Origin of the sequence: Thermoflexus sp., assembly GCF_042408365.1 — a bacterium.
Taxonomy (GTDB): Bacteria; Chloroflexota; Anaerolineae; order Thermoflexales; family Thermoflexaceae; genus Thermoflexus.
In genome coordinates this window covers 1-19,775 of sequence record NZ_JBHOQJ010000147.1, presented here as the reverse complement: position 1 = coordinate 19,775, position 19,775 = coordinate 1, and the positions used below count along the sequence as shown (strand labels likewise).

The window sequence follows — 19,775 nt, the reverse complement described above, 5'->3', positions numbered from 1 at the left end:
CCCACGAAAACCCCAACCCCCCAAAGACCCCATGATCCAGGGTTTACGATCCGCATCAGAGAGGAGGGTTTGAATGCCTTCGGTGGAAACCTTACTGGCTCATTTGAAAGATGAGACCACACCGCTTTCGATCGCCCGCCTATATTGGCTCTCCGATCTCAGCGACGAGGAATTCACCCGGGTCGCTCAGGTTTGGTCAACGCTATCGACAGGGCGTCGCCGGGCCATCATGAGCCATCTGGTGGATATCAGCGAGGAAAATATGGAGGTGGACTTCGGGCGGATCTTTCGCATGGCCCTGAGCGATCCCGATCCCGAAGTGCGAGCGATGGCCATCGATGGATTATGGTATGAGGATCAGGACCTTCAGCTGATGCGCCGCTTTTTCGAGCTCTTTGAGAAGGACGCGGATACCGAAGTGCGCGCCCGCGCAGCCATCGGCCTGGGCCGCTACTTCTACAACGCCTGCATTCTGGAACAGATCCCCCTCTCGGCTGTCCGCCCGGCCATCGAAGCGCTGCGCCAGGCGTTCTATAACTTGGACGAGCCCCTGGAGGTGCGGCGGCGCGCGCTGGAGGCGCTGGGGAACACCCTGGAGCCCGATCTCCCTCAAATGATCGAGCGGGCCTATGCCGACCCCGATGAGCGGATGCGGGTCAGCGCCCTTTTCGCCATGGGGCGGACCGGCGAGACCCACTGGGCACCTTATGTGATGGAAGCACTGCGCAACCCCAGCCCAGCCGTGCGTTATGAAGCCGTGGTCGCCGCGGGGGAGATTGGGATTAAGGAGGCTGTCCCCATCCTGGAGCGGCTGATTGAAGAAGGCGATACGGAAATCCAGGAGGCGGCGATCTGGGCCCTAGGGGAAATCGGCGGACCCCGGGCCCGGGAGATCCTGGAGAAGATTGCCGCGGGGGAAGACGAGGACCTGGCCGCGCTGGCCGAGGAGGCCCTGGAGGAATTGAACCTGTTAGAAGGCGCGGAGACCTTCATGCCCCTTCTGGAAATGGATCTGGAGGCTGAGGAGGAAGAGGCAGAGGACTGGCTGGCGTGGTGGGAGAAGGAAGAGCTGGGACTGGAAGAGGAGGAAGAAGAGGAAGACGACGAGGACAATGAAGAGTATCAAGATCGCAGGTGGCGCGGCCAGCGCTGAGAGCAGGAGCGCTCCAGGTGATCCTTCGCCTTGTCCCCGAGATCCTCTTCCATGATCTCACCCCGATCCTTCTGGTGATCGCGGCGGGCTGGCTGGCGGGGCGTTGGTTGAACATCCCCCCGCGCCCGCTGGCCCGTGTTTCTTTTTATATCCTTAACCCATCCCTGGTCTACATTTCTCTCACTCGCTCCGATATCAGTGGGGAGGAGCTGGCGCGCTTCCTGGGTTTCGCGCTCTCGGTCCCTCTGGCTGCAGGAGCCTTCAGCCTCCTTCTCAGCTTAGCCATGAGGCTCTCTCGGTCCGAACGGACGGCCCTGATGCTGACCGCTATGTTCGTCAATGCGGGGAGTTATGGATTGGGGGTCGTGCAACGAGCGTTTGGGGAGGCCGCCCTCGCCCGGGCGGTACTTTACTTTATGACAAACAACATCCTTTTGAACACGCTGGGCGTGTTGATGACCGTGCACGGCAGCAACCGCGTGGGGTGGAAATCCTTTTTCATCCTCCCAAGCTTCTACGCCGCCTTGCTGGCGGCCCTGGTGCGCCTCAGCGGATGGGCTCCCCCGGAACCCATCGAAGCAGGGATCGCTCTCCTCAGCCGGAGCGCCATCCCGGTCCTTCTGATGGTGCTTGGCTTAGAGATGGCCCACATCCAGCTGGAAGATCGATGGCTCTTCATGGGTCTGGGGACTTTCACGCGCTTGGTCGTGATCCCCTTGATGGCGACCCTGATCGCTCAGGCCTGGGGGTTGGAGGGCCCCGGTCGACAGGCCGGGCTGCTGGAGAGTGCGATGCCGGCGGCCATCTCCAACGTGGTGATGGCCGTAGAGTTCGGGGTTTACCCGCGCACCATCGCCGGGATCATCTTCCTCTCCACTCTGCTCAGCCCTCTCACCCTCAGTTTGTGGATCGCCTGGCTGCGGGGATAATCCCTCCCTTCGAACCGGATATGCGCTTGAAACCGCAAGATCTGATTTTCGCATTCAAGAGCATGGTTCTGTCTCTCTACGGAACGATGACACACGCCGCCCCGGTTCTTAGGCCAGCGGCGGCCGTGCTCTTCACGTTCTTACCCCTTTTCGCTGCGCCCACCCCCAACCCGCCGGAGCCCCCTCCTCTCCGCGCAAAGCTCGATTACACATTCGGCCAACGCATGCGCTTCGTCCTGACGCTGGAGCGCCCATACCCCATCGCCGAGGCGGTCCTGTATTACGTCCTCCCCGACATGGAGATCCCCCAACGGATCTCCCTGATCCCGAACTCCCCCACCCAGACCCAGTTGATCTACGAGCGGGATCTACGACAGGATCCCCTGCCCCCCTTCGCGCCCCTCACGTTCTGGTGGGAGATCCGGGATCACGAGGGGAACTGGCGATCCACAGAGCGACAGACCATCCGCTACCTAGACAACCGGATCACGTGGCAAACCCTCACTCGCGACCCCATCCGGTTACACTGGCACACAGGGGATCCCGGGCTGGCCCAGTCCGCGCTGGAGCTGGCGCACCAGACCCTGGAGCGGATCGGGGAGCCCCTGAGCTATCGCGCACCGGAACCGATCGATCTCTTCTGGTATGCGGATCCCGAGCTGGCCCGGGCGGCGTTCCGGATGGCCGGGATGGAGATCGGCGGCGAGGTTCGGCCTCGCTGGCGGGCGGTGATCCTGATCGCACCCGCGGATGGGGCAGGCCTGGAAACCCTGCGCCGCCTAATTGCTCATGAACTAACCCACGTGATCCTGGATGATCTTGCAAGAGGACAACCTTTGCCCGCGTGGCTGGTTGAGGGCTGGGCGCTCCTGAACGAAGGCCTCCCGGATCCGAACCTGCTGCGCGCGCTGCAGGAGCCCCGCCTGGAAGGCGTCTCCTTGGCGAGCTTGTGCGGGGAGTTCCCCACAGATCCTTTGCGAGCCCGGCAGGCCTACGCCCTTTCCTGGGCCGTGGCCCGCTACATTCAGGATCAAGAAGGGCTTAGGGGGCTTCGGCGCTTGCTGGAAACCTACGCCGGGGGGATTTCCTGCGAGAACGGCGTGCGCCGGATCCTGGGGCGTTCGCTGGCCCGCTTGGAGAGCGAGGCGGAGACCGCCGCACAGCCGCGGCCGCTATGGCAGTCCACCATCGAGAGCCTCGGACCGTGGATCCTCCTGTTCTTCCTGCTCAGCCTGGGCCCACTTTCCCTCGCATTCGGTGATCGCACCCGCGGCGATCGCATGGAAGGGAAACCTCTCCGTAACGCCCACCGCGAGCGGAGGTGACGGCCATCGTGCCTCTTGATCGATATGCGGTGGAGAGATCATCCGCCCCTTCCTGCAGCTCTTTGGGTTTCGGAGAGGGAGGAGAAAAACCTTTTGGGGCTGGGAGCCGTTTGAAGTAAGGCGCTTTCGCGCCCGTTTTGGGTCGCCGCGAGGGGAACGGCTTGAAAGCGCTTTCGGCCGTATCCGACCCCGTCCGCGCCCAGCGGCTGGGGGCGATCTGCGTCTTAAAACCGCCTTCCGGTGAACCCCTTCTCGCGCCGCCATCGCCAGAGGGCACGGCGGGTGCTGGCGAAGACCAAAGGGGAAGGAAGGCCATCGGGGGGGAAGAAGCCGGCTTCCAGCGCATCGTCCCCTGGCTGAAGGACGCCGCCGATCGGGACGCCCCGATACACGATGAAAACCGCCGGGCCGCGCGGATCGATGGGAACTGCAAAAACATCCAGGATCCCACAGATGCGAATGATCACCCCGGTTTCCTCACGGCATTCCCGGATGGCCGCAGCCACCGGCCCTTCATCGATCTCCACGAACCCCGCAGGAAGCGCCCACCCCCCTTGTCCCGGCGCATAGCGCCGTCGCACCAGCAGGACTTTCCCTTCCTGCTCCACCAGGACCCCTACCGCAACTTTGGGATCGTAGAAGACGATATACCCACAGGCCGGACAGATCGGGCGTTCCCGACCGAACAGAAAACGATGGCTTAGGGAAGTTCCACAGCGAGGGCAGAAACGAAAAGGCTCTAAACTTGTCTGAAAGGGCCTTTCCTCTGATGACATGCGCTCAGCCCCCTTGTCTCTCCCCAGAGAGCTGAAACCGCAACACCGGACCTTCTACACAAAGCACCACCCCTGCCCGCTCACATGAACCGCACAACCCGATCCCGCAGCGCATATAGGCCTCATAGCTGAGCTGCGCGGGGATGCCGAAATCGGCGGCCAACGCCCTCAGGCCCTCCAGCATCCCTTCCGGCCCGCAGCCATACAGCGCATCGTAAGATCCGGAGCTCAACAGGCGGTGGGCCACCTCGGTGGCGCGCCCCCGCTCCCCAGCCGATCCGTCCTCCGTTGCCACCACCACTTCCACGCCCAACGCTCGAAAGCGATCCACGTAAAGCACATCCTCCGCATGCCGGGCCGCCGTCAGCGCGGTGACCTGGATCCCTTGCGCGATCGCCATCCGCGCCAGGAAAGCCAGCGGGGCCACCCCATAACCTCCACCGACCAAGAGAATCCGCCGGCCCTCGATCGTAAACCCGCGGCCCAGAGGACCCCGGATCCATAACCACTCGCCCGGCTTCAGAGCGTGGAGGGCGGCGGAGAACGGGCCGACCCGGGCGACGGTCAGCGTCACAGGCTCCGACTCCGCCAGGCTGAACGGCTTCTCCTCATAACCAGGCAGCCAGGCCATGACGAACTGGCCTGGCTGGGCCTCCACCTGAGCATCCAGCACCAGGGTCTTCACCCGCGGGCTCTCCGGATCCACCCGAACCACTCGTAGCGGGTGGGGATGCCCCCCTGCCCACCAGGCGCTGGAGCTCCGAGACGCGGCACGCTCGGCGATCATGCTTCAAGCCCCCGAGGAGGTCATCGCGTCCTTGGGCCTCCGTTCCCTGTCTGTCGCCAGGCACCTCAGTGCCCGCTTCACTTCGTGATACGAGAAGGGAAGATCGCCAAGCACTGGCATGTTTACGAAGGCCGAAGGATCGCTGGTGTAGCGGCCACCTGTTCAGCCAGGGACCGGATCGCGGCGATCTGCTCCGCCATCTCGGCCCGACCTTCCTCTCGCATCCGGGTCTCCATTTGCTGCAGCCACTGGCGGAACTCCGCCGTCAGCAGCCGCCGGTTCCGCTCCAGGATCTGCCGGCGATGCTCTTCGGAGCGGACATTCAGCAGGGCGTTCAGCAGCCGGAGCTCCGGCGGCAACGTCTGTTGAAGGACCGCCATCGCGATCTGCCCCAGCAGGTTGAGGGCCTGGGCCATCCGGGCATCGCCGGCTTCCAAGGCGGCTTCAATGTTCATCTGTAGGACATCGAAGAAAATGTCATCGAGCTCCCCGATACGCTGAAGCAGGCGCTCCTGCAGCTCCCGCTCCGAGGGCGCGCTCAGAAGCTCCCGGATCAATCGGGCCCGCTCCTCATAGATCTGGCGGATCTCCCGATCCACCGCCTCCCGGGCCTCCAGGATCTCGCGCCGCAGGGCGATCAAGCGCTCCGCCTCCTCCTGCCGGCCCGCCGCCTCGGCCTCCTCAATCCGCCGGGTGAGGTTCTGGAAGAAGCGGTAATCCAAAAAGGGACGGCCCAGGGCGACCAGGGTCTGGCGGGTCGCCGGATCAGGGGCTTCCAGGAGGGCTTCCAACAGGGTCTCCCCGCTGGGTGCACGAGTGAATTTCTCGATGATCTGTGTTCGGGCGCGGACCGTCTGCCCGTACGGCGTCAACTCGAGCAGGCGATCCCGGATCGCCATGATCCGAGCGAACTCCTCCGCCGACCCTTCCTCTTGAACCGTTGCCAGCGCCTCTTGGAAGAGGCGGAAGAACTCCGCATCGATTTTCTCCACGTTCTCCCGGATCAGCTCTTCCGCGTCTTCCACGCGCCGGGTGTTCAGGATCCGCTGCAGGAGGAGGGCTCGCTCCTCCATCGCCCGGAGGTCCTCATCGGTGTAGCCGTCGGCCCGCAGGATCGCCTCCAGGAGGCTCTGGATTGTGAAGAACTCCTTGGGCTGCAACAGATACGCCTTGCGTTTCTCCTTGGGCAGCTGTCGCATCACGGCGTCCATCAGCTGCCCCACGATGCGCTGGCGATCCGCCTCTTTCAGGTTCGCCTGGATGGGGATAAAAACAAAGGCGAGCTCCTTCTCCGGGTCGTGATAAAGAAACGGCGCCGCGAAGCTCACCCGGTTGCCACAACGAGGGCAGGTGAAAGCGTTCAGACGCCCAGCCAGAAGCAACCGCTTCAGGTGAGGCTCCTCGGAAACATCGATGATCTGACGAACCTGAACCTGAACGGATTGGCCGCAGAACGGACAGCGAATGACCATTGGCACAGGTGGAAACGGCATGCAGCTCCTCCTCTCACGGGATTCATCCGAATGTTTCTCTCAGAGACTTTTAGGAGGCGGGGAGGCCACCTTCCGCAGCCTCCCCGCCTCCTAAAGCCTCTTCTCCCCTCCCCGAAGAGGGGGACAAGGCACATACAATGAGCGCATCCAGTCTATCATAGCACCTGCAATGCCCGATAGATCGCCGCTCGCTGCCCAGGATCCAGCGGAGGAAGATGCTCAATATGAAAGAGACCGGATCCAAGGAGTTCGGAGGCCGGCCGGGGCTCCTGGAGCAGACGACAGGCGTAACGCAGGATCAACTGCCAGCGCTCACCCTCTCGGCGGGAGATCGCCTCCAGAATGACCGGCTCCTCCAGCTCCACCCCGGCCGTTTGGCGAATCCACCGTCGGACCCCACTCATGGGGTCCTCACCTTCCATCAAAGGCCCCCCCGGCAGAATCCAATCCCCCTGAGGGGATTGGATCAGCCAGACCGCCTCATCGGCTAGGGCGACCACTTCGATTCGGATCTCCACATCCATCGCTCCTCCTCGGGAGTCTTCGGTGGCTGGGGGTTGTTTGTAGGAGGGCGCTTCAGCACCCGTTCTGAATAATCCCCCCACTCCCCTCCCTCCTTCCCACGGCCCTTTGGACCGTGGGAAGGAGGGGAGAAAAAATCCTTTGGGGGTTGGACCGAGGCCTTCGGTCCGCAGCCCAGCCCCCAAAAACCCTAAAGGTAAGTTAAAAACCGGATAAAGCTCTAGGGATGCCGCAGAGGCGGCCTCCCAACACGACGTGCAGCGGGCTGAGCCGCACGCCCCCCGCAAAGGGCGTTGAAGCACCCGACCGCGAACAGAGCGAACCGCTCGCTACTCAGAATGAAGCTCCGGCTCCGGGCCAGCGGTGGAGAGCACCATCCGATCCGGATCCAGATATTTCCGTACGACCGCTTGAACATCGGCCGCGGTAAGGCTGCTGATGATCTCCGGATAGCGCTCCAGGTAATCCAATCCCAGCTCGAACAGCTCCATATCGACCAGGACCCCTGCGATCCCCTCATTGGTCTCCAACCGGAGCGGGAGGGAACCGATCAAAAACGACTGGTTATCTTCCAGCTCTTTTGCCGGGACGCGTCGCTCTTGCAGACGGCGGATCTCCGTTCGAATGCCCTCCACGGCCCGGGGAAGATGTTCCGGAGCCACCCCCGCGATCACGCTCCAGGGCCCGGGGGCCAGGCCTGCATCGAGGCGACTGTAGACATAATAGGCTAACCCATCCCGGTCCCGGACATGATCCCCCAATCGCCCCATCATCCCGAAGACCCCAAGGATGCAATTCGCCAGCATGGCCGCGTAATAATCCGGATCCTTTCGGGCCAGCCCCACCGTGCCCATCACCAAATCGGTCTGGGTTTTGCCCGCGATCGGGGTGTGCACATAGATCCAACGGTCCGGACGGGGGGCGGGCGGCAGGGGATCCGGTTCCGGGCGCCGGGCTTCCCAATCCCCCAAGGTTCGCCGAACGAGCTCTATGCCCTCCTCAGCACGGATCGCCCCCACAATGGCGATGATCATCCGCTCCGGGCTATAAAACGTTCGGTGGAAAGCGACCAGATCCTCCCGCGTGATGGCCCGGATCGTCTCTGGGTAACCATCGACACTTCGTCCGTAAGGATGGCCCCGAAAGAGGGTTTCGCGGAACCGCAACCCAGCCATCCGCCGCGTGTCATGTTCCCGTTCTTGGAGGTCCGTAAGGATCTCCCCGCGCACTTTTTCTACTTCCTCCTCGGGGAATGTGGGGTTCCGCAAGACATCGGCCAGAATCTCCAGCAGCGCGGGCAGATCCTCGGCCAGGGCCTTAAGGCCAAAGCCGGTGGTGTGATAACCTGCTCCGATATCCAGGCTGGCGCCAACGGACTCGATCGCCTCATAGATCTCATGGAACGTCCGGTGGGCTGTGCCCCGGGTGAGCATTTCCGCCGTAAACGCCGCCAGCCCGGCCTGATTCGGGGGCTCATCCACCGCTCCGGCCCAGAGCAGGCCGGAGAGAACCACGGAGGGGCTGCTGAAGTTTTCATAGGCGAGCACTACGCTGCCATTGGGCAGCACCTCCCGGGCGATCGTCCGCGGGCCGGGAACGGTCCACGCCCGGGCGCGTTGCAGGGTGGAGGTCGACAGACTTCCCTTGCGCGCCATTTCGAGCTCCAAATGATCAAGAGATTCCAAGCCGAGCTTTATCATACCCCGGATCTAAGGCTTTATGCATAATCTCACACACCTCCCTCCGGCCCCAGGATGTGGATGATCTGGGGGCCTCGTGAATACAGAGACCCCCTCGAGGGGCACCCACAAGGGGTGGTGGCACCCCTTGTGCGCCCGGCTCAGGCGCGGTTAAACTGGTTTAGCAACTTTGGGGGCTATAGCCCTCCCGCGCGTCATCCGCTTGAGTTTTTAGGATCTACGATGAGGGGCATCCGCCCCCCTTTCTCCCTCTCCCTGCAGCCCGAAGGATTGCGGGGAGGAGGGAGAAAAAATCTTTGGGGGTTGGGGGCTGCCTTCAGCAGCCCCCAACCCCCAAAGATCTCAATATACGAACAAAGCAACAGATTTGGGGGATCGCGCGCGGCGCCTTGCAAGGGCCGCCCCCGAAAATCGCTCCGGAAATTCACATGGTAGGGGGTGAGGACGTGGCTGGAGAATGGGGGCTGAACGAGCTGATGGTTTTGGGAATTGCCGGGCTGGCTGGTCTGGTGCTGGCGTTGGATGACTGGCGCTGGATGCTTCTGGCTTGGGCCTCGATGGGCACGGCCGGCGGGATCCTCCTCCGACAGGTGACCGAGGTCCCGGAACAGCTGGCTGGGATCCAGATCCTGAACAGCACGCTTCTGGCGCTGCTCCTCTATCTGACCGGCCGGCGGGTCCGGACCACGGCCCCCAAAACCCTGACGGCCCGCCCGGCGATCCACTGGCGGTTCCGGATCCTGGCCGCTCTATTCCTACATATCATCGCTCGAATGGCTGTGGCGCGTTTCCCTCTCCCGATCGCCTCCCCACTCCTTCTGGTCGTTACTTACACCCTGATCGGGATCGGCCTGCTGATCGCCACGCTGAGCCGTTCCCCACTGAGGGCCGGGCTGGGCGTGCTGACCATGTTAAATGGTTATCAAGTCTTCTATCTCTCTGTGCAAGACAGCCTGCTCGCGATCGGATTGATGGCGGGGATGAGTCTCCTGGTGGCTTTCCTCACCGCCGCCCTCACCCTGGTCCGTCAGGAGGTGTCCGCGTGAATTTCCCATTGCTGATCCTGCTCGCCCTCCCTTTCCTGGCCGCCCCTGTGGTCTATCCGCTTCGCCGGACCCCTTTGGCGGCGCCCTTTGCGGCCGCCGTAGCGGCCGCCCTGGTGGGCTTCCTATGGCTCGCCCCTTGGCCCCACACGGCCATCCGACCGGATGAAGTCACCCTGGGTCCGCCGCTCACGTTGCTGGGGCGAACCCTTCGTTTGACGGAGACCGATCGTTGGGTCCTGAGCGTGCTATGGGGATGTGCGGCCCTGATGTTCTTGACCGCATGGCCCTTTCGGTTTGAGCGCCGCCTTTATCCAATCGGCCTGGCCGCTGGGGGGCTATGGGTCCTCGGCTTCCTGATGCGGCCGATCAGCTTAGGAGTGTTTTTCATCGGCAGCGCCACCTTGTTGCTCGCGATGACCCTGCTGGGGGAAGGCCACGGCATGGAAGGGGCCACGCAATACCTTATCGCCGCCAGCCTGGGCTTTCTCATGTGGGTCACAGCGGCTTGGACCGCTGAACAGGTGGCCTTAAATCCGGGTCAACCGCTCTGGACCGCACTAACCGTCGTGTTAATCTTCATGGCCCTCATTCTCTGGTTGGGCGTCTGGCCGGCCCAGCGCTGGGTGTTGTTCCTGTTCGCGGAGGGTGCGCCCGTAGGGGCGGCCTTCACCGTGTCCTTGCTGAATTACGGAACCTGGTTCTGGTTGCTCGCTTGGGCTCAGGAATTCCCATGGCTGACGCAAATCCCTGGATGGAACGCCGGCCTTCAAGCGATCGGAGTCACGATGATGCTGACCAGCGCCGTGTTGGCGCTGGCCGAGCGTGGCTGGGGCACGATCGGCGGGTATGCCTGGTTGGCCTCCAGCGGCCTCTCCTGGCTGACTCTGGGCATGGGAAGCATCGAGGGAATCCACCTCAGCGCCTGGACCTTAAGCATTCGAATGGTCGCCCTGCTGGGGCTGGCCTTTGGGCTGGCCGCGCATCGTCGGATGAGCGGCTCAACGGAATCCGGCTACGTCCCGCTGGATCGGGGGCCATGGGTGATCACCCTGTTGCTGGCCGGTGGTATGGCCCTGCTGGATGTTCCCCCCTTCGCCGGATTCACCGCCCGGTGGGCGCTCACCCGGTTGTTATTGCCCTCCCACCCGGCCCTGTCACTGGTCCTGATCGGAGGCATGGGTCTCCTGGGATGGGCGCTGTTGCGAGAGCTCCTCTCGTCCCCTAAAGCAGGTGCCCCGCTGCGTTCGATGCCTCGCGCCGCCGTCTGGTTCGGAATCGCCTGGTGGATCGCCGAGATCCTTCTGCTGCTCATAGGACCATGGCTAGGGATTCAGCTCGAGGCCCTTGCCAGGGCATGGATCCGTTTGAGTTCCCTCTGATGGGCCTGGGTAGGTGCAGCCCGATGCCCCTCCCTAACGCTTCATCCTTTGAGGATATGGGATAACGAGGGCCAATGCCCCACCCCCCTGGATCCCCCCTCCCCACGGCCCCAAGGGCCGTGGGGAGGTTGGGGGCGAGCCGGACGCGTGTGGCGTCCGGCTCGCCCCCAACCTCCCAAGGAGCCAAAACCCAAAAACAAATCTGAATGAAGCACGAATTATCTTCCTCGCCGGTAGTCACCCCTTTCAGTACAAGGGGCTACGTGGGTGAGGAAATTGACCCATCCCTTCCCCCTCCCTGGCCGCAAAGCCCCAGGGGGAGGGGGAAATGGGTTTCTTCGTGGGATGCGGGCTGCCTTCAGCGATCCGCATCCCATAATGACCATTGCCGTCCCCCTCGTCATATGGAGCGCAATAAAACGATGAATAACGTTATAATAAATTATGTGCATCGTTCCGCTCGTGCCGCTATCCTCAGAGAGGGAAAGCTGGAGTGGGAGGGGTTCGGCAAGCGGTTCGGCCGCCGGCCCGGCGGTGGATGCCCCACCTATGGGCCAGCTGGAAACCCTTCGGGATCGGTGAGCAACGCCCGAACAATTACCTCGAGATCTTACGGGCAATTTGGGAGAACCGAGACCAGCTGGCCTATGCCTGGCGCATCCTGCGAGATGGGGTCTGTGATGGTTGCGCCCTGGGCACCATTGGGATGCGGGACTGGACCATCACCGGGATCCATCTCTGCAACATCCGCCTGCGCCTGCTGCGCCTCAATACAATGCCTCCACTGGATATCCGGCTGCTCTCCGACATCCAACCCCTGGCCCAGCGATCCGCTCGAGAGCTCCGGGCTCTGGGCCGCCTTCCCTACCCGATGATCCGACGCCACGGCGAGCCAGGCTTCCGCCGTGTCTCGTGGGAGGAAGCCCTGGACTTCATCGCCGAGTTCATCCGCCGCACCTCGCCCGATCGCCTGGGTTTCTATCTCACCAGCCGGGGCCTCACCAATGAGGCCTACTACGTGGCCCAAAAAGCGGTCCGAGCGATGGGGACCAATTCCATCGACAACGCCGCCCGGATCTGCCACGCGCCGAGCACCATGGCCCTTAAAGCAGCCCTCGGCGTGGCGGCCACCACATGTTCCTATTCAGACCTCATCGGGACCGATCTGATTGTCTTCTTCGGCTCCAACGTGGCCAACAATCAGCCCGTGATGATGAAGTATCTCTATTATGCCCGGAAGGCAGGAACGCGGGTGGCCGTGGTCAACCCTTACCGTGAGCCGGCGATGGAGCGCTACTGGGTGCCCTCCGACATGGAGAGCGCACTGTTCGGCACGCGGATCGCGGATCGCTTTTTCCAGGTCCAGGTGGGAGGCGACATCGCCTTCATCAACGGGGCCATTAAGCACATGATCGAGCGCGGATGGGTGGACGGGTCCTTCATCCAGGGATACACGGCAGGCTTCGAGGAGCTGCGGGCGTTGCTGGAGGCCACCTCTTGGGAGGAGCTGGAGGAAGGTGCGGGTCTTCCCCGGGAGGAGATGCAAGCCTTCGCCCAAATGGTGGCCGAAGCTCGACGGGCGGTCTTCGTGTGGAGCATGGGGATCACCCAGCACCCTTATGGCGAAGACAACGTCCACGCGATCATTAACCTGGCCCTGACGAAGGGGTTCGTCGGCCGGGAGGGTTGCGGCTTGATGCCCATCCGGGGCCACTCTGGCGTCCAGGGCGGGGCGGAGATGGGGGCTTACGCCACCGCGTTTCCAGGGGGCCTTCCGATCAACGAAGAGAACGCCCGTCGCCTCTCCGAGCTTTACGGGTTCGAGGTCCCCGCGAAACGCGGCTTGACCGCCCCCGAGATGATCGAGGCGGCCCACCGCGGGGAGCTGGATTTCCTCTTCAGCGTCGGGGGCAACTTCCATGATGTGCTCCCGAGCCCGGATTTCGTCCGCGAGGCCCTTGAGCGGATCCCGGTCCGGGTTCATATGGATATCGTGCTCTCGCCTCCGATGTTCTTCGAGCCAGGGGAAGCAGCGATCCTCCTCCCCGCAGCCACCCGCTACGAAGGGCCCGGCGGCGTGACGGAGACGACCACCGAGCGGCGGGTGATCTTCAGCCCGGAGATCCCCGGGCCGCGGGTTGGGGAGGCCCGCCCGGAGTGGTGGGTTTTCGGGGAGCTGGCCGCCCGGGTCCGCCCGGAGCTGGCCGATCGGGTCCGCTTCCCGGATACCCAGGCGATCCGGGAGGAGATCGCCCGGGTGATCCCTATGTATGAAGGAATCCAGCATTTGCGTCGGAAAGGGGATCAGTTCCAATATGGTGGGCCTCGGCTGTGCGAGGGGTGGCGTTTCCCCACTCCGGACGGCAAGGCCCACTTCAAGGCCGTGCAACCGCCGCGGCGGGAGGTCCCGGAGGGCGCCTTCTTGGTAGCCACCCGCCGAGGGAAGCAATTCAACAGCATGGTTCAGGAGGAAGTGGATCCCATCAATGGCCTCCCGCGGGACGCGGTGTTGATGCATCCCTCCGACGCCGCGCGCCTCAAGCTTCAGGCCGGGGATCCCGTTCGCCTCTGGAACCACTACGGGGAATTCCAGGGCCGGGTGTTCCTGGGGGAGGTCAAGCCAGGCACCCTCCAGATTCACTGGCCGGAAGGGAACGTCCTGGCCGCGCCGGACGCCCGCTCCCCTTTGGCGGGTATCCCGGCTTATAAAGCGATCGTCGCTTATCTAGAAAAGCGGAGGGAATGAATCCTCCACAGCAGCGCAGCGCTCTCTAGGCGCTAACGACAGGAAACGCGTCCAACAGCGAACGAGCACGTGGGCAAGGCAAGGCAAGAGCCCTTCTTTCTGATTCCCATCAGGAAGGGAGACGCCGATGGGCCAGGATGGGGCCTTGAAAGGGTGGCCCATCACCGGCTGGCGGGGAAGCCACGCCGAGCGGCGGGAGGACGTGGTGATCACCGAGGAGCCCCTGGAGATCCAGGTCGCGCTCCTGGGCGATGGAGGGATGGAGATCCTCCCGGTCGCTGTCACCATGCGGACCCCGGGGCACGATGAGGAATTGGCGCTGGGTTTCCTCTACACGGAAGGCTTGATCAACGATCTACAGGTCATCCCCCATGGCCTGACGCTGGAGCGCCCCTCTGCGAATGAAGTTCAGGTTCTCCTTCCCCCTTCGATTCGAATCGATCGCGAGCGTTTGACCCGGCATTTCTATATGGCCAGCAGCTGTGGGGTGTGTGGGAAAGCAGCCATCGAAGCGGTTTTCGTCCAAGGGTATCCGCCACTACCGGAAACGGAGCCGATCGTCCCCCTGGCGCTCCTCTATGACCTTCCCCGACGGCTCCGCTCAGCCCAGTCTCTCTTCCGCTGGACCGGTGGGCTGCATGCAGCGGCGATCTTCGACCCCCAGGGCCAATTGCTTTGGCTCCGGGAGGATGTGGGTCGCCATAACGCGGTGGACAAGGTCATCGGGGCCGCCCTTCTGGAAAGTCGTCTGCCCCTCCACAACGCCATCATGCTCGTGAGCGGTCGGGCGGGATTCGAGATCGCCCAGAAAACGCTGCGGGCCGGCATCCCCATCCTGGCAGCCCTGGGGGCGCCTTCCAGCCTCACCCTGGAGCTCGCCCAGGCCGTCGGCATGACCGTGGTGGGATTCTTACAGGAAGGCGGGGCAAACGTTTATACAGCCCCATGGCGGATCAGCGGGACGCAATAGCCGGCGTGGCGGTTTCCCCACGCCGATTGGCAATCGGCCTCCTTGGGCGCTGCGCGTCAGGCGCCGGCCTCCGCCGATGCGGAACCTCGGTCGGCGCCTCCTGCGCTGTTGGAAATCAACGGTGCAACGATAGAATAGTGGAGGATCGTCGGTTCCAAATTGGCCCACAGATCTTATGCCCCGACCATTGCCTATGATCGAAGCGCCCGTTCGGCGCATCCTGGGGGTTCGGGTTCATGACGTCACGATGGAGGAGGCACTCCGTATCGTGGACGCCTTCCTTGCCGAAGGCGGGGCCCATCAGATCTGCACGGTGAACCCCGAGTTCGTGATGCACGCCCGGCGGAACCTCCCATTCTTCCAGGTGCTGGAACGCGCGGATTTGAACGTCCCTGACGGCGTGGGGCTGCTCTGGGCGGGGCGGATCCTGAACCAACCGCTGCGAGAGCGGGTGCCAGGGGTGGAGTTTATGGAAGCCCTGGCAGCCCGGGCGGCGGAGCGGGGATGGCGGATCTTCCTGCTGGGAGCTGCGGAAGGAGTGGCCGCGCGGGCGGCCACGGCCCTCCGGTCCCGATATCCAGGCCTGACCATCGCCGGAACCTTCGCCGGCTCCCCCCGGCCGGAAGACGCCCCCGAGATCTTGGAGCGCCTTCGGACAGCCCAGCCGGACCTCCTCTTCGTCGCTTATGGCGCCCCCCAACAGGACCTATGGATCGCCCGCTACCAGCCGGAGCTTCGCATCCCGGTCGCCATGGGCGTCGGGGGGGCTTTTGACTTCATCGCCGGGGTCGTCCCCCGCGCCCCTCGTTGGATGCGGGAGCACGGGTTGGAATGGCTCTATCGTTTGATTCAGCAGCCTTGGCGCTGGCGCCGCATGCTCGCCCTCCCCCGCTTCGTCCTGGCCGTCCTCGCGGCCCGCTATGGAAGCGGAGGGACCGGGGCGGGCGCTGTGTAAGCTTGGGTCGTGAACTCGTCCCAATACCCCCGCAGGCTCACGGGGCCGTAAGCGAAGACCGCCATCCCCCGCGCCCCCAGCGCCCGGGCGACCCTGATTCGATCTTGAACGTCCTGGAAACAGGCGTAGCCGCCGTGGATGCCTGGGAACACATACCGCCCGGAGGCGTCCGTCAGAAAGTCCGCCAACAGCGTCTGAAAACGATCCAGCGTCCACGGGGTGGTGTCCGGGCAATTCGAAGAAGGGCCGGCGGGGTAGATCATCGGCATGATGGCATCCACCCACCCCTCCCGCAGCCAGCGCTTGGAGTCCTGGTAATAATCCGAATACCCCGAGGTGAAGCCCGGCCAGCCCCACCGGTTCTGGTAAACCCCCCATACGGCTGCGGTCACCCAGGCCTGCGGGCGGATCCCCTTTACCGTCATGTAAATCTCCCGCACCATCATGTTCACCTGCTCCCGCTGCCACGCCGCTCGCTCCTCCGGATTGCTGAATGCGGGCGTGAAGGGATCATAGGAGTATCCGCGACCGGGGTAGCGGATCAGATCCAGATGCACTCCATCCAGATCGTAGCGGCTCACCAGATCCCGCACCACCCGGACCACCTGATCCCGTACCCCGGACCACGCAGGCGTGGCCCAGAGATAGGAGCCGCAGGTCATGAGGTTCATCGGATTGCCGGAGGCGTCATACACCCGCCACGCGCTCCAGGATTTGCCGTTAGTCCGGGAGAAGGTCCAGAACGGATGGGGCGGGTTGAGACCGTCAGGCGGGGCACCGACTCCGCAGAGCCAGGTGGGATAGACATTCACATATGCGTGGACCTGCAGCCCGCGGGCGTGGGCGGCGTCGAGCAACACCCGGAGCGGATCGAAACCGGGGGAGGTCCCCAAGGTGCGTGTGATGGTGCCGGTGAGGCGCGCGGCCCACGGCTCATATCCCGGGGTGTAATACGCATCGCCGACGCCGCGGACCTGGAAGAGAAGCACATTGAAGCGGGCGGCCGCCGCCTGTTCCGCGATGGCCACCAGAGCTTCCGGCCGCGCCCGGGTCCCATCCGCCCGGGTCCAGTCGAAACGGGTGATCCAAAGGGCGCGGAACTCCGCTGTGGGGGCGCGCAAGAGGAGAGGAAGATAGATCCGATACGGGGCCGCCTGATCCAGGCCTGCGGCCAGGATCCCGGAACTTGAAGCGGCTTCGATTTCCTGGGGGATCGGCGGGACATACCCGTTCCATAGATACCAGAGAGGGTTCTCCACATCGGCTGGAGCCAGCGGGGCTCTTGGAGGGATCGTTCCGGTGCCCAGGGTCAGGATGAGCAGCCCCAACGCCAGAACTCTTCGTCGGTGATCCCAGCTCAGGAAACGCACCAGGGTTCCTCCTAAAGATGACGCATGAGGGCATGCGCCATAGCGACACATCTTGAATCCCTCAATGCTTCGGGGGGTTGTGCAGAGGCTTTCAGCGGCCTGCACAACCCCAGCAGTGCTTCTTCCACGTGGGGGGTTAGGGGCTGTCCACTCCCACTACCGTATATCCCCAAAACAAATGTGGAAGAAGCATCACCCCAACCCCCAAAGCCCTGCGCTTACCGCAACATCAAATCCGTCCACTCCTGGATCCAGCGCTCGCGGTTCGCATCGATCTGCGCTGGATCCAGGCGGGCAGGTTCCGCCGGGACCTCAGCGAACTTCTGGAAAAAGTCGGGGAGCTTGGCCTTTGGGTGAACGGGAAAAACGAACATCTGAAGCGGGATATCCTCCTGGAAACGCAGGCTGATCATATAATCCATCCATCGTTCCGCCAGCTCCCGGTTCCTCGCCCCCTTCAGGATGCCCGCGAACTCGATCTGCCGGAAGCAGGCGTCCTTCCCCAGCACATTTCCGGTGGGCGGCTCGGAGAGCTTCCCCTCGCTGAAATATACCTCCGCTGCCGGGCTGGTGGCATAGCTCACCACAATCGGCCGGGTTCCCGGGCTGCCTGTCGCCCCGCTGAATTCTTTGTAGTAAGCATCCTCCCACCCCTCCGTGATCTTCACGTCGTTCGCCTTCAGCGCTCGCCAGTAATCCAGCCAGCGCTCCTCACCGAAATGGGCGATCGTAGCCAGCATAAAGGCCAAGCCTGGCGACGAAGTGGCCGGGTTCTCCACCACCAGCAGCCCCTTGTATTCAGGCCGGATCAGATCCTCCAAAGATTCCGGTGGCCTCAACCCTTTCTCTTGGAAATATTTCTTATCGTAGTTTAAGCAAACATCTCCATAGTCAATAGGAATCAGCCGATGCTCGGGATCCAAGATGAACTCCCGGGGGATCTCCTCGAGACCTTGGGGGCGATACGGATCGAAGAGATCCTCCCGGATCGCCCGGCTGAAGAACGTGTTGTCCACGCCGAAGAAGACATCCGCCAGGGGCGCCCCCTTGGCCAGGATCGCCTTATTCAGGGCAGCCCCTGCATCACCCGCCTTGAGGATCTGGACCCGCGCGTTGTAGCGTTGCTCGAACTCGCGGAGCACCTCCTCACTGACGCTGAAGCTATCATGGGTCATTAGCACCAGCTCTCGCGGACCCGCAAGGAGCGCTGTGGGCGTGGCTGGAGCGAGGGAAACGGTCGGGGTCGGCACGCCCCCCGTCGCGGTCGGGATCGGCGTCGGAGTGACCACCGGTGTGGTGCAGGCCCCGATCAGGGCCGCCAGCATCCATCCCCACAACCATCGATATCGATATCCCATCCGCACACCTCCTCAGATGTAACCGTTGCACCGTTCGCCCCTCGTCGGGATCTTAGGGGCCAGTAGAGGCCCACCCTCGCACCCCGTTCGCTTCACTGGGGCTCCCCTCGCTCGTGGATCACCAGGAGAAGGCCATGACGGACTCGAACGCGGGCCCGAGGGGCGATCAGGCGGTTGCTGATTCCCAACGTGGCCCCAAACGGCAGGACACCATCCTGCAACGGATAGAACAGGCCCTCCAGCGTGACGCCTTCCGCATCGCCCGTGAGGGGAATGAGGGAGACCCGATCGCCAGGTTCCCCTTCGATCCAGCCTTCCCCCCGGATCACGAAGGCCTCTCGGTCCGTCCCCAGGAAGCGGATATCCCATCCAGCCCATCGGGGATGGGCCAGCAACAAGAGGGAGGCCACGGACTGGTCCAGCCGCGAGCCCCATGCGCCCAGCACCCGAATGGGCCCGCCCAGCCCCCGGGCGCACTCCATGGCCAGCTCCAGATCCGTGGCGTCTTTATCGACGGGATGGCGTTCAATCGGCACCCCGGCCTGCTCCAGCCAGGCCAGCGTATCCGGGTCCATTGAATCAAGGTCGCCGATCACCCGATGAGGGAGCACGCCGATGGCCCGCAGGTGAGCGGCTCCCCCATCCGCAGCCAGGATCCATCGCGCCTGGGAGACGGCTTGACGCAGAACCTCCCGATCGACCTCACCGCCCGCCACGATCAGAACGATCCCAGCCTCGCTCATCCGATCCGAACCTCTGCCAGGCCATGGTCCTCCCCTTTAGCAGCCTGAACTGGCCACACCGGGGAAGGGCCATCCCGATCCACCCCTCACGATGCGCTCATCTCATTGAAGATCAGCGGCCTATGCGGAATGCATAGAACCCGGAGGAAGGGGCGCATCATCTTGAGGACAATGAGGTGATAGAGCTTGAGGGTGGATGGCGTCCCCTTCCCTCCGCCGGTATGACCCGGATCAGGTTCAAAGGGTCGGCGCCGGGCGCAGGGGGAAGCAGATCGAGACAGTTCACTCCGCCTTTTCGCTCCTTCCCCTGCGAAGGCGCCCTCTCAGCCTGCTGACCCGCAGACTCCCCCGGGAAACAATCCCTTTGGAGACTTTACATTCGGACCCGGTGGGTTGTCAAAAAGCGATAGAATCTGGGGGTTGGGGGCTGCCCGCGGCGGCCCCCAACCCCCAGGGTCCCCCCACCCCACACCCCCAAGGACCGTGGGGATAAAAGATATTTTGGGGCGGGCCGGGCGCCTTT

The 19,775-nt window shown here is 63.4% G+C and carries 16 protein-coding genes and 1 riboswitch; of the genes, 8 read left to right on the top strand and 8 right to left on the bottom strand.

The features are described from left to right. The first annotated feature begins 73 nt into the window (after positions 1-73). Genes ACFMO5_RS06960 through ACFMO5_RS06950 form a run of 3 tightly spaced genes read left to right on the top strand, consistent with a single transcriptional unit; the run spans position 74 to position 3,407 of the window. Positions 74-1,153 (top strand): HEAT repeat domain-containing protein, encoded by a 1,080-nt coding sequence (locus ACFMO5_RS06960; protein WP_376792032.1) that lies wholly within the window; start codon positions 74-76, stop codon positions 1,151-1,153. A gap of 17 nt (positions 1,154-1,170) precedes the next feature. Beyond that, positions 1,171-2,082 carry an AEC family transporter gene (locus ACFMO5_RS06955; protein WP_376792031.1) on the top strand — a complete coding sequence of 304 codons (912 nt, stop codon included), beginning with the start codon at positions 1,171-1,173 and terminating at the stop codon, positions 2,080-2,082. Positions 2,083-2,102: 20 nt separating this feature from the next. Continuing rightward, positions 2,103-3,407: a peptidase MA family metallohydrolase gene (locus ACFMO5_RS06950; protein ID WP_376792030.1), complete on the top strand. Its 1,305-nt coding sequence runs from the start codon at positions 2,103-2,105 to the stop codon at positions 3,405-3,407. 224 nt (positions 3,408-3,631) lie between these two features. Here ACFMO5_RS06950 and ACFMO5_RS06945 read toward each other — a convergent pair whose 3' ends face one another. The 5 genes from ACFMO5_RS06945 to ACFMO5_RS06925 form a co-directional block, all read right to left on the bottom strand. Continuing rightward, positions 3,632-4,183, bottom strand: a complete 552-nt coding sequence (locus tag ACFMO5_RS06945) for an NUDIX domain-containing protein (RefSeq protein WP_376792029.1) — start codon at positions 4,181-4,183, stop codon at positions 3,632-3,634. 4 nt (positions 4,184-4,187) lie between these two features. Beyond that, positions 4,188-4,970, bottom strand: a complete 783-nt coding sequence (locus tag ACFMO5_RS06940; RefSeq protein WP_376792028.1) for a dihydroorotate dehydrogenase electron transfer subunit — start codon at positions 4,968-4,970, stop codon at positions 4,188-4,190. A gap of 122 nt (positions 4,971-5,092) precedes the next feature. Further along, the gene (locus tag ACFMO5_RS06935) at positions 5,093-6,463 is read right to left on the bottom strand and encodes a CpXC domain-containing protein (protein WP_376792027.1); all 1,371 of its coding nucleotides are present in this window, start codon (positions 6,461-6,463) and stop codon (positions 5,093-5,095) included. Positions 6,464-6,618: 155 nt separating this feature from the next. Continuing rightward, a complete protein-coding gene (locus tag ACFMO5_RS06930; protein WP_376792026.1) occupies positions 6,619-6,987 on the bottom strand; it encodes an NUDIX hydrolase in 369 nt (122 codons plus the stop codon). 327 nt (positions 6,988-7,314) lie between these two features. After that, positions 7,315-8,640 carry a M16 family metallopeptidase gene (locus tag ACFMO5_RS06925; RefSeq protein ID WP_376792025.1) on the bottom strand — a complete coding sequence of 442 codons (1,326 nt, stop codon included), beginning with the start codon at positions 8,638-8,640 and terminating at the stop codon, positions 7,315-7,317. Between the two features lie 491 nt (positions 8,641-9,131). Here ACFMO5_RS06925 and ACFMO5_RS06920 point away from each other — a divergent pair, with 491 nt between their 5' ends. From ACFMO5_RS06920 to ACFMO5_RS06900, 5 genes are all read left to right on the top strand, one after another. Next, positions 9,132-9,731, top strand: a complete 600-nt coding sequence (locus ACFMO5_RS06920; RefSeq protein WP_376792024.1) for a hypothetical protein — start codon at positions 9,132-9,134, stop codon at positions 9,729-9,731. After that, the gene (locus ACFMO5_RS06915; RefSeq protein WP_376792023.1) at positions 9,728-11,110 is read left to right on the top strand and encodes a hypothetical protein; all 1,383 of its coding nucleotides are present in this window, start codon (positions 9,728-9,730) and stop codon (positions 11,108-11,110) included. The genes ACFMO5_RS06920 and ACFMO5_RS06915 overlap by 4 nt, the downstream gene beginning before the upstream one ends. Positions 11,111-11,648: 538 nt before the next feature. Continuing rightward, positions 11,649-13,856 carry an FdhF/YdeP family oxidoreductase gene (locus ACFMO5_RS06910; RefSeq protein WP_376792033.1) on the top strand — a complete coding sequence of 736 codons (2,208 nt, stop codon included), beginning with the start codon at positions 11,649-11,651 and terminating at the stop codon, positions 13,854-13,856. 127 nt (positions 13,857-13,983) lie between these two features. Then, positions 13,984-14,826, top strand: coding sequence for a formate dehydrogenase accessory sulfurtransferase FdhD (gene fdhD / locus ACFMO5_RS06905; protein WP_376792022.1), 843 nt, complete (start codon positions 13,984-13,986; stop codon positions 14,824-14,826). Positions 14,827-15,001: 175 nt separating this feature from the next. Next, entirely contained in the window at positions 15,002-15,781 is a 780-nt protein-coding gene (locus ACFMO5_RS06900; RefSeq protein ID WP_376792021.1) for a WecB/TagA/CpsF family glycosyltransferase, read from the top strand. Here ACFMO5_RS06900 and ACFMO5_RS06895 read toward each other — a convergent pair. The 3 genes from ACFMO5_RS06895 to ACFMO5_RS06885 form a co-directional block, all read right to left on the bottom strand. Then, the gene (locus tag ACFMO5_RS06895; protein ID WP_376792020.1) at positions 15,745-17,151 is read right to left on the bottom strand and encodes a glycoside hydrolase family 10 protein; all 1,407 of its coding nucleotides are present in this window, start codon (positions 17,149-17,151) and stop codon (positions 15,745-15,747) included. The genes ACFMO5_RS06900 and ACFMO5_RS06895 overlap by 37 nt on opposite strands. 218 nt (positions 17,152-17,369) lie before the next feature. Then, the gene (locus ACFMO5_RS06890; protein ID WP_376792019.1) at positions 17,370-18,509 is read right to left on the bottom strand and encodes a thiamine ABC transporter substrate binding subunit; all 1,140 of its coding nucleotides are present in this window, start codon (positions 18,507-18,509) and stop codon (positions 17,370-17,372) included. A 92-nt stretch (positions 18,510-18,601) separates the two neighbouring features. Continuing rightward, positions 18,602-19,252 carry a thiamine diphosphokinase gene (locus ACFMO5_RS06885; protein ID WP_376792018.1) on the bottom strand — a complete coding sequence of 217 codons (651 nt, stop codon included), beginning with the start codon at positions 19,250-19,252 and terminating at the stop codon, positions 18,602-18,604. A gap of 190 nt (positions 19,253-19,442) precedes the next feature. Beyond that, positions 19,443-19,612, bottom strand: a riboswitch (TPP riboswitch). Positions 19,613-19,775 lie beyond the last annotated feature (163 nt).

Bases quoted from the DNA above. Each gene is read 5' to 3' on its own strand.
- ACFMO5_RS06960 (WP_376792032.1), top strand. From the start codon at position 74: ATGCCTTCGGTGGAAACCTTACTGGCTCATTTGAAAGATGAGACCACA.
- ACFMO5_RS06950 (WP_376792030.1), top strand. From the start codon at position 2,103: ATGCGCTTGAAACCGCAAGATCTGATTTTCGCATTCAAGAGCATGGTT.
- ACFMO5_RS06945 (WP_376792029.1), bottom strand. From the start codon at position 4,183: ATGTCATCAGAGGAAAGGCCCTTTCAGACAAGTTTAGAGCCTTTTCGT.
- ACFMO5_RS06940 (WP_376792028.1), bottom strand. From the start codon at position 4,970: ATGATCGCCGAGCGTGCCGCGTCTCGGAGCTCCAGCGCCTGGTGGGCA.
- ACFMO5_RS06935 (WP_376792027.1), bottom strand. From the start codon at position 6,463: ATGCCGTTTCCACCTGTGCCAATGGTCATTCGCTGTCCGTTCTGCGGC.
- ACFMO5_RS06930 (WP_376792026.1), bottom strand. From the start codon at position 6,987: ATGGATGTGGAGATCCGAATCGAAGTGGTCGCCCTAGCCGATGAGGCG.
- ACFMO5_RS06925 (WP_376792025.1), bottom strand. From the start codon at position 8,640: ATGGCGCGCAAGGGAAGTCTGTCGACCTCCACCCTGCAACGCGCCCGG.
- ACFMO5_RS06910 (WP_376792033.1), top strand. From the start codon at position 11,649: ATGCCCCACCTATGGGCCAGCTGGAAACCCTTCGGGATCGGTGAGCAA.
- fdhD (WP_376792022.1), top strand. From the start codon at position 13,984: ATGGGCCAGGATGGGGCCTTGAAAGGGTGGCCCATCACCGGCTGGCGG.
- ACFMO5_RS06900 (WP_376792021.1), top strand. From the start codon at position 15,002: ATGCCCCGACCATTGCCTATGATCGAAGCGCCCGTTCGGCGCATCCTG.
- ACFMO5_RS06890 (WP_376792019.1), bottom strand. From the start codon at position 18,509: ATGGGATATCGATATCGATGGTTGTGGGGATGGATGCTGGCGGCCCTG.
- ACFMO5_RS06885 (WP_376792018.1), bottom strand. From the start codon at position 19,252: ATGAGCGAGGCTGGGATCGTTCTGATCGTGGCGGGCGGTGAGGTCGAT.